We start from the raw sequence: 286 nt of genomic DNA, 5'->3' as shown, positions 1-286 counted from the left end.
GTGCGAGCCCTTGATCCGCGATGCGTTCAGGAAGCCCGCATCGTCGCCGACCAGAGCACCGCCCGGAAACACCAGCTTCGGCAACGACATCAGGCCACCGGCCGTGATTGCCCGCGCGCCGTACGACACACGCTTGCCGCCTTCGAGCACCGCGCGGATTGCCGGATGCGTCTTGTAGCGCTGGAATTCCTCGAACGGCGACAGGTACGGATTCGTGTAGCCGAGGCCGACCACAAAGCCCACCACCACCTGGTTGTTATCCATGTGATAGAGGAACGAGCCGCCA

At 63.6% G+C, this 286-nt stretch carries 1 pseudogene; it reads right to left on the bottom strand.

Annotated elements, in window-relative coordinates:
• Positions 1–286, bottom strand: a pseudogene (locus P0D70_RS36985) (electron transfer flavoprotein-ubiquinone oxidoreductase); the annotation flags it as partial.

The organism is Paraburkholderia sp. RL17-381-BIF-C, from assembly GCF_046026435.1.
Classification (GTDB): domain Bacteria; phylum Pseudomonadota; class Gammaproteobacteria; order Burkholderiales; family Burkholderiaceae; genus Paraburkholderia.
Note: the sequence above shows the minus strand (reverse complement) of the source record. Positions and strands in the feature narration are given on the sequence as shown.